At 61.8% G+C, this 8,443-nt stretch carries 9 protein-coding genes; 4 read left to right on the top strand and 5 right to left on the bottom strand.

What is annotated here, in order from left to right; all coding sequences use genetic code 11:
* Nucleotides 1-286: 286 nt before the first annotated feature.
* Nucleotides 287-1,255, top strand: a complete 969-nt coding sequence (locus tag H7C19_RS29125; RefSeq protein ID WP_185672612.1) for a quinone oxidoreductase family protein — start codon at nt 287-289, stop codon at nt 1,253-1,255.
* Here H7C19_RS29125 and cdaS read toward each other — a convergent pair.
* The 4 genes from cdaS to H7C19_RS29105 form a co-directional block, all read right to left on the bottom strand.
* Nucleotides 1,252-1,872 carry a sporulation-specific diadenylate cyclase CdaS gene (cdaS, locus tag H7C19_RS29120; RefSeq protein WP_185672611.1) on the bottom strand — a complete coding sequence of 207 codons (621 nt, stop codon included), beginning with the start codon at nt 1,870-1,872 and terminating at the stop codon, nt 1,252-1,254. The two genes, H7C19_RS29125 and cdaS, sit on opposite strands and share 4 nt — an antisense overlap.
* Nucleotides 1,873-1,901: 29 nt before the next feature.
* Nucleotides 1,902-2,399, bottom strand: a complete 498-nt coding sequence (locus H7C19_RS29115; protein WP_185672610.1) for a hypothetical protein — start codon at nt 2,397-2,399, stop codon at nt 1,902-1,904.
* 93 nt (nt 2,400-2,492) lie between these two features.
* Complete coding sequence (locus H7C19_RS29110; RefSeq protein WP_185672609.1) at nt 2,493-2,831, bottom strand: L,D-transpeptidase; 339 nt, start codon at nt 2,829-2,831, stop codon at nt 2,493-2,495.
* Between the two features lie 150 nt (nt 2,832-2,981).
* Nucleotides 2,982-4,379, bottom strand: a complete 1,398-nt coding sequence (locus tag H7C19_RS29105) for an MATE family efflux transporter (protein WP_313732042.1) — start codon at nt 4,377-4,379, stop codon at nt 2,982-2,984.
* A gap of 153 nt (nt 4,380-4,532) precedes the next feature.
* On the opposite strand from H7C19_RS29105, the gene H7C19_RS29100 reads away from it, so the two are divergent.
* The 3 genes from H7C19_RS29100 (at nt 4,533) to H7C19_RS29090 (ending at nt 7,534) form a co-directional block, all read left to right on the top strand.
* Entirely contained in the window at nt 4,533-5,414 is an 882-nt protein-coding gene (locus H7C19_RS29100) for an AraC family transcriptional regulator (protein WP_185672607.1), read from the top strand.
* A 267-nt stretch (nt 5,415-5,681) separates the two neighbouring features.
* Complete coding sequence (locus tag H7C19_RS29095) at nt 5,682-6,668, top strand: Gfo/Idh/MocA family protein (protein WP_185672606.1); 987 nt, start codon at nt 5,682-5,684, stop codon at nt 6,666-6,668.
* Entirely contained in the window at nt 6,665-7,534 is an 870-nt protein-coding gene (locus H7C19_RS29090; protein ID WP_185672605.1) for a sugar phosphate isomerase/epimerase family protein, read from the top strand. The genes H7C19_RS29095 and H7C19_RS29090 overlap by 4 nt, the downstream gene beginning before the upstream one ends.
* A gap of 244 nt (nt 7,535-7,778) precedes the next feature.
* On the opposite strand, the gene H7C19_RS29085 is transcribed toward H7C19_RS29090, so the two are convergent.
* Nucleotides 7,779-8,012 (bottom strand): YczO family protein, encoded by a 234-nt coding sequence (locus H7C19_RS29085; protein WP_376775460.1) that lies wholly within the window; start codon nt 8,010-8,012, stop codon nt 7,779-7,781.
* Between the last annotated feature and the right edge of the window lie 431 nt (nt 8,013-8,443).

The following is an 8,443-nucleotide window of genomic DNA, read 5'->3' as shown; positions in this document are numbered from 1 at the left end:
TGTAAACTACCTACATGGGCGTTGGCGGGCTGAAGCAAGCCTTAAGTGATGTATTCAGCACATCCCATTGCGCATCTTCGCCCCAGCAATCCTTTTTGGCGCGTTCGGCGGCTTTTCCTCGGATGATCCGTATCGCATATGAACAGCGACGGTGTATTGGCCTGGATTGCGACGGAGAAGTCGGAGACATCCGGTTGGGAACGTCTAACAACCAGCCCCGCTTGCTCCAACCCGATCGTTAGGCTAAGCTGTTTATCATAAGTTGTAGGCGAAAGGAAGACACCGGATGAAAGCATTGATCTTCGAGCAATTCGGCGGCCCCGAGGTGCTGCGGTACACGGACATCCCGGATCCGGAGCTTGCGCCCGGCACCGTCCTCGTTCGCATCGAGGCTGCGGGCCTCAACTTCGCGGACATCTACCGTCGGCGGGGGAACTACCATCTCGTCGCCAAGCCGCCTTATATTCTCGGCTACGAAGGCGCAGGCGTCGTAACGCGGATCGCGCCGGACGTGACCGCGCTTCGGGTCGGCGACCGGGTCGCCTTCACGGACGTCCCCCGCGCCAACGCCGAACTGGCAGCCGTGCCGGTCAAGCAGGCGATCCCGCTGCCTGACGATATCTCCTGCGAGCAAGCGGCTTCCCTGCTGCTGCAAGGGCTGACGGCGCATTATCTGATCCATGACAGCTACGCGCTGCGGGCCGGGGACACGGCGCTCGTGCATGCGGCCGCCGGCGGCGTCGGCCAGTGGCTGACGCAGCTCTGCGCGAGCCGCGGGGCGCGCGTGATCGGTCTGACTTCGTCGGATGCCAAAAAAGAAGCGGCCCTCAAGGCCGGCGCGGACGTCGTGCTGCTCTATGGAGAGGATTGGACAAGCGAAGCCAAGCGCATCGCCAACGGGGGCGCGGGCGTCGACGTGGCCTACGATTCCGTCGGATCGACGCTGATGGACAGCTTCTCGGCTGTCCGGACGACGGGAACGGTCGTCTTCTACGGCATGGCCGGAGGCGATCCGCCTCTCGTCGATCCTCGCATGCTGATGGATACGTCGAAGAAGCTGGTAGGCGGCGACCTCTGGAACCATGTGACCACGCGCGAAACGCGGATCGCGCGCTCGAACGCGCTGTTCGAGGCGTTGAGGATGGGACAACTGCGCATGGAGGCGCCGCGACGGTTCCCCTTGGCGGATGGAGCCGAGGCGCACCGCCTCTTGGAGAGCCGGGCGAGCACGGGAAAGATCCTGCTCATTCCTTAATGGAGCAGGACCGGGTAGAGATGGCCGTTCGCGGCGAAGGAGGCGGCTCCCGTCTCTTCGGATACGACGAGGACGATCGCGTCGCTGCGTTCGGACAGCCCGACGGCCGCGCGGTGGCGCGTGCCCATCTTCTGATGCGCCTGCATCGCCGAGAGCGGCAGGACGTTGGCGGCGCTGACGATCGCGTTGCCCTGGACCAGCACAGCCCCGTCATGCAGCGGACTGCCCGGGTGGAACAGCGATTCGAGCAGCAGGTGAGAGACGGAGGCGCCGACCGGGATGCCGTTGTGCAGATAGTCGGCCAGCGGGTCGTCCCGTTGTACGACGATGAGCGCGCCGATCTTCCGAACGGATAGATGCCGGAGGCTCAGGCTAAGCTCGTTGTAACGTTCCGTGAACGGGGACAGGTAGCAATTCAGATAGAAGCTGCCCGCTACGGATTGCACCCGCTGAAACCGCCGCCCGAGCTGCTCGAAGCGGTTCAATAGGCATTGTCCCTCGCTGTCGATCCGGCCGATGCTCTCCTGGAGCTCGGCGGCGAGCTCCGTCAGGCTGGTCTTGATCATTTCCTTCATCGGGGAGAAATCGCAATCGTCGTTCTGCCCGTTCCACGCCATCCGGTTCACGTCCCTTGCAAGTCGTTCACTTAGGAAGGGTCCCCTTCGTCGCTCGGCGTTATTCCTTTTACGGTCACGACCGGCTGGTTCTTGATCGCGAACATCTCCTGCAGCATATGAATCTCGCGGTAGAGGTGCAGCAGCTCGGCCTCCTTCTCCTGGATCAGCAGCTGCATCGCCTCGATCTTGGCCTCGAGCTCTCTTGCGCCGTCGGGATCGTTCATCGCTATCTCGGGCGTGCAGCCGAACGTGTCTTTGGACCACAAATCCGCCGCAGTGCGTCCTTTGAGGAGATAGATATCTTTGTAAGTCTCGAAAATGGCATTTAAGGTTCTGCGGCTATCCCAGCCCAATATGCGAACGCTGTTCTTCGCATGCTCCGCCGCCATGGCGAGGTGGAACTCCTTCAGCTTGCCGCGCGTCGCTTCGGCCCGGTCGATCTCGACGATAAATGCCGGATAGACGAGCCGGAACAACTCGGCGACTTCCTCCAGCTCAAGCGACGAGGTCTCGGTTGTCTCGTTCATCGGGAACCCGCCCTTTCGTTCGTTTCGTTCTATCCCCCCATCCTACCAGACATTGCCGGACGAAGCACGTTTATCAGAAAACGTTAATGAAGCTCACGGACGAATCGTGACGCGGGTACCGATCGGGACGAGCGCGGACAGCCGGAGCACGTCCTCGTTGTACATCCGGATGCAGCCATGGGACACCATCCGGCCGATCGAAGACGGATCGTTCGTGCCGTGAATGCCGTAATGCGGCTTGGACAAGCCCATCCAAAGCACGCCGAACGGCCCGCCCGGATTGAGCTGCTTGTTGATGATGCGGAAGTCGCCGGTCGGCGTCCGGGTGACCATCTTGCCTACGCCTACCGGGTATTGGTCGACGACCCTGTCGCCGTCGAGCAGGTATAGTTGTCGCTCGCCGATATCGACGATGATCCGGTATATAGGCATGCTTATCCCCTCCTTCCGCCATTGTATGACGGGGGAGGGGATTGGGTTAGCCTAGCTGTGCTAGATGGGAACAGATATGTCTTCTTGGGGGAAAGATAAGGATTAAGCCTACCAAGTCTTGGGGGTGAGAAAAGGATTAGCCTAGCTATGTTAGACGGAGACAGGCACGCCTTCCTGCCGATTGCGAGACGATGCCGCCGTTTCCCCGCCGGACGCCTCCGCCTTGCGGAGGAACTTCTGCCCGCGCCATCGGACGAGCACCAGGAGACCGCGAATCATCTCGTCCGCGATCATGCAGCAGTAGATGCCGATCAGTCCCCAGCCGAGGCCGATACCGAGCCAATAGGAGCAGCCGGCGGCGACGAGCGACATGGAGCCGATCGCCGTATACATCGTGTAGCGGGTGTCGCCGACGGCGTTCAGCGAGTTGCCGATGGCCATGTTGAGCATCTTGCACGGCTGCAGGAGCAGGTTCAGCGCGAGCAGGGAGACGCCCATGGCCACGATCTCGCGGTCGGAGGTGAACATGCCGAGCAGCTGGTGGCCGAGCAGGTACAGCAGGAACGCGTTGGCCGTCACCACCGTCAGGCCGATGTAGAGCGCGCGGTAGGCGCCCCGGTAAGCTTCGCGGGTTTTGCCCGCGCCGTAGAGGTGGGCGATCTGGATCTGGACCGCCAGCGCGAAAGCGTAGCCGAGCATGAAGCAGAACGATTCGAGCGTGTTCATATACGTGCGGGCGGCCAGCTCTTTGGCGCCCAGCTGGGCCAGATACGAATAGATGGCGAGCTGGGAGAACACCCAACAGGACATGTTCACGCCGAGCGGCCAGCCGATGCGCAGAATCTCTTTGAACATCCCGGTGCTCCAGATCCAGAAGTCGCGGATGCGGATCCTGCGCTCGAAGACGAAGAGGAACATGTACAGCAGGACGAGCACCGCCAGCAGGCGGCTGACATTGCCCGAGATCGTCACGCCGGCGAGCCCGAGCTTCGGCATGCCGAACGACCCGAAGATGAACAAATAGTTCAGGAAAATATGCAGGGCGTTCATCCCGATACCGACGAACATCGGCGCTCTTGTGTTGCCCGTATTGCGGATAGACGTGCTGAGACTGGCGATCATCGCCGTCAGGAACATCCCGCCGCCGAAGTAGGCGACGTACGTGTTCCACAGCGGCATCAACTCATCGGAGACGTGCAGCGCCCGGGCGAGCGGCACCGGCATCGTATAGAGTACCGCGCTGATCGCAAGTCCGATCGCCGTGCTGATCGTCACCGCCATGATGGCGATCGTCCGGGCATCCTCTCCGCGCTTCGCTCCGAGCCGCTGGGCGATCAAGATGCCCGCGCCGCCCGAGATCGTCATGAACAGCGTCGTCAGCGCGTTGAACAGCTGTCCGGCCAGGCCGACGACCGCGACGGCGTCGTCCGAGATGCGGCTAACCATAATCGTATCCGCCGTGCCGAGCAGCGCTTGAAGAAAGACTTCTATAAAGATCGGCCATGCGAGCGTCCATAGGCCGTATTTGTTGGTATCCGCTTTCACGATCGAAACCCTCCCGGTTCCCCTTGATGTCTGTGCGATTGGACCCTCTCGTATGTCGTGGTCAGAACAAATTATAGATGCTATACTGATTGGCATGTGTCAGATTTCCAACCGAAACTTTCAATATACCAACTTCAGAGGGGAGGAGGGCGAAGGGTGAATCTGCTGGAATTTACGGTTCCTCCGCTGCCGCATTACATCGTGAGCGGGCATACGGATTTTGAGCAGGGCCATCGTCATATGAGCAGGCGCAACGTTCAGGTATTCGATCTGCTCGTCGTGAGCCGAGGCTGTCTCTATATCGGAGAGGAGGATCGGCAGTTCGAAGTGTCCGTCGGCGAATCGCTGATCCTGCGCCCGGACGTCTATCATTACGGGACGGAAGGATGCAAGGAACCGACCTCCTACTACTGGCTGCACTTCCAGACGACGGGCGGCTGGACGGCGACCGATACGCTGGAGGCCTCGGGCTACCATGAGCCGATCGACGTCAATTCGCCGTCCGTGCAGTTCGCGACGCGGTCTTTCCCGCTGCAGCTCCCGCAGTACGCGAAGCTGCTGCAGCCCGCCAAGACCGAGGAGACGCTGCAGCAGCTCGTCCAATTGGCGCCCGCCGCGCATCTCAGCGCCGCCAAGCTGAAGCAGCAGCTGCTGTTCCAGGAGGTGCTGCAGCAATTGGCCGCGTGCGTCGCGCCGGAACGCTCGTCGCCGGCTACCTCCTGCGCCGAGCAGGCTGCGGCTTATTTGCGCAGCCACTATCGCGAGGAGATCACGGCGCGGGCGCTCGGGGAGAGCCTCCGCTTCCACCCCGTTTACATCGCGCGCTGCATGCAGCGGGAGTACGGCTGCTCGCCGACCGAGTATCTGCTGCGCTACCGGATCGAGCAGAGCAAGCTGCTGCTCATGCAGACGGACTATACGATCGCGCGCATCGCCGAGGAGGTCGGCTTCAATCAAGCGCCCTACTTCAGCTCCAGCTTCCTGAAGGTAGAGGGCATCTCGCCGCGCAAGTACCGGCAGCGCTTCGCGCAGGGATGAGCGGAGGAAGGGCCGCAGCCGGCGACTGGCGGCGCCTGCACCGTCCCCGAGCGAAGGAGCGGCAGCGGCGCAGGCGGTTCGGCCGTTGGGGAGGCGCGCCAAGCTTCATGGACAGATTTGCCGCTTGGAACGCGAAGGCGTCGTCGTGTGCCCCTAAAAAATTTCTCCCCGAAAAGAGCAGGGATTTATTCGCGAGGTTCGAATAAGATGGACAGGAAGGCTACCATTCCTGCAAGCACCAAAACCATCCGGGAGGGATACGGGTACATGAGCAGCATTCGAGTGGGCATGATCGGTACCGGCGGCATCGCGCATTGGCATGGCAGACAGTTGCTTGAACTTCCAGAAGTCGAGATTCGCGCGATCGCGGATCCGAGCGAGGCGAACCGGGTTCGCTTCACCGAAGCCTTCGGGCTTGGACAGGCGGCGCAGTTCGCGAACTACGAGGACATGCTGGGGCAGGCGGAGCTGGACGCCGTCGTGCTCTGTTCGCCGCATACGATGCATTACGAGCAAGCTTCGGCGGCGTTGGCGCGAGGGCTGCACGTCTTGATCGAGAAGCCGATGACGTGTTCGTCCGCGGAGGCGGAGCGGCTGATCGCGCAGGCGAACGAGGCGGGCAAGGTGCTTCAGGTGTCCTACCAAAGACACTTTCAACCGGAATTTTTGTATATTCGCGAGGCGATCGCGCGCGGGGAGATCGGCAAGTTGACGTCTGTAACCGCTTCCCTCTATCAAGAATGGGGACAAGGCACGGAAGGCTCCTGGCGCCAGAATCCCGCGCTATCGGGCGGCGGCTTCCTCATGGATTCCGGCAGCCACATCATCGACGTCCTGCTCTGGACGACGGGGCTCAAGCCGCTGGAGATCAAGACATCGCTCTCCCAGCGCCACACTCCGGTCGAGATCGACTCGTTCACGACGATCCGCTTCGAAGGCGACGTCCTGGCCGGACTGAACCTCGTCGGCTGGTCCCCTTGCTGGCATGAGACTTACGTCTTCTGCGGCGAGACGGGCGGCATCTTCTACGACAACGGCAAGATCACCTTGCGCCGGCTGCGCGAGGAACCGATCGTGCCGGAATTGCCGCCGCAGACGACGAACCAGGACAAGAGCTTCATCGACGCCATCGCCGGCCGGATTCCCGTTCAGGTGACCGGCGAGTTCGCGCTGCAGGTGGTCCGGTTCTCCGAGGCCGTCTACGGGGCGGCAGGCTACGTGCCGATCCCGGCCGCGGGCGAGGTGAAGTCATGAGTCTGCCGATCGGCATGCGGATTCCGCCCTGGATGGGCGGCGAAGGCATCGAACGCGTGGCCGCTTGGGCGAGCGGAGCGGGGCTGGACTTCCTCGACGTGCCCGAGCTGACGCCAGCCGTACGGGAAGCCTGCTCCGCGGCGGGGCTCGGCATCGGCTCGGTCGACGCGACGAACGCGGCGGCGCTGTTCAGCCGCGACGAGGGGCGGCGCCTTCAAGCCGTAGATGCGACCAAACAGCATATCACTCAGATCTCCGGGCTGGGCGGGACGATCCTGTTCATGTGCCTCGTGCCGGAGGATCTGGCGCTGCCGCGGAGCGAAGCGTTCGCGATCTGGAAGGAGACGTTCCCGGATATCGTGCGTCATGCGGAGCAGGCGGGCGTCTCGATCGCGATCGAGGGCTGGCCCGGACCGGCGCCGTACTATCCGACGCTCGGCTGTACGCCGGAGACGTGGCGCGCGATGTTCGAGGCGATCCCGTCTCGGCACTTCGGCTTGAATTACGATCCCTCGCACTTGGTACGGCTAGGGATCGACTATCTGCGGGCGCTGGACGAATTCGGCTCGCGCATCACCCACTGTCACGGCAAGGACACGGCCATTCTGGCGGAGGAGCTGTACGAGAGCGGCAACTTGCCGGCTACGTTCGGCGCCAAGTACGGATTCTCCGAGGGCTCGTGGCGGTATACGATCCCGGGGCACGGACTGGTGAACTGGGAGCAAGTGGCGGGCGGATTGGCCCGGAACGGCTACCGGGGCGGGATCAGCATCGAGCTGGAGGATCACTATTTCTGGGGGACGCTCGAGGCCGAGCGGAACGGCATCCAGGAAGCCGCCGCGCATCTCTCGCGGTTCTTCAAGTAAGTTCAGGGAAGAAATGCAAAGAGCTCTCTCAGGCGATCGGACGCCCTGGGAGAGCTCTTTTTGCGGACGGACGGGTCGGTAGGCCCCGATCCGTTCGAGGTCGTTCCGTCAAAAATGCCGGTTGCGCGCCGAGGTGCACGTTCGTCCAAGGCTGTTCCGTCATGAAAGCCGAATGCAGACCTGAAGGGTTCGATCGTGCAGGGTCGTTCCGTCATATCGCTTTGCGCGCTAACTAGGTTGCCCTTTATTCGTACTTTCGATCGCTGGAGGAATCCCGCTTCGTCTCTTCCTTGCGGCGTTCGTCCTTCTGGGCGAGGGTCAAATCCTCCACCGGGATCGGATCGACGTTCCGCTCGCTGAGGAAGCGGTCGAAGAGGCTCTCCTTATCGGTCGGATATTGCTCGGGGTGGTCGCGCTTAGCTCCGGGCTTCTGCTTGTCCGACGGCTCCAGATCGGCCGGTCGTTCGAATTCGTTCACGGTCCGTCCCTCCTCCGTCCGTTTGCCCACTCTTCCCCTTGATGGCGCAATCTGAAACAATCTAATACCGCGCAATGCCGACCCTACTCCGGGGACCACACGCAGCCCGGAGCCAGGCGTAACGATACTTTCTATCGTTACAGTGGCCATCCACGGCTCGAAGCCAAGCGTAACGATACTTTCTATCGTTACAGTGGCCATCCACGGCCCGGAGCCAAGCGTAACGATACTTTCTATCGTTAGAGCGGCCGTCCACGGCCCGAGGTCAAACGTAACGATACTTTCTATCGTTACAGTGGCCATCCACGGCTCGAAGCCAAGCGTAACGATACTTTCTATCGTTACAGTGGCCATCCACGGCCCGGAGTCAAGCGTAACGATATTTTCTATCGTTACAGCGGCCGTCCGCGGCACAGAGCCAGGCGTAACGA

Origin of the sequence: Cohnella nanjingensis, assembly GCF_014212125.1 — a bacterium.
Classification (GTDB): domain Bacteria; phylum Bacillota; class Bacilli; order Paenibacillales; family Paenibacillaceae; genus Cohnella; species Cohnella nanjingensis.
This window is presented reverse-complemented; position numbering and strand designations above follow the sequence as displayed.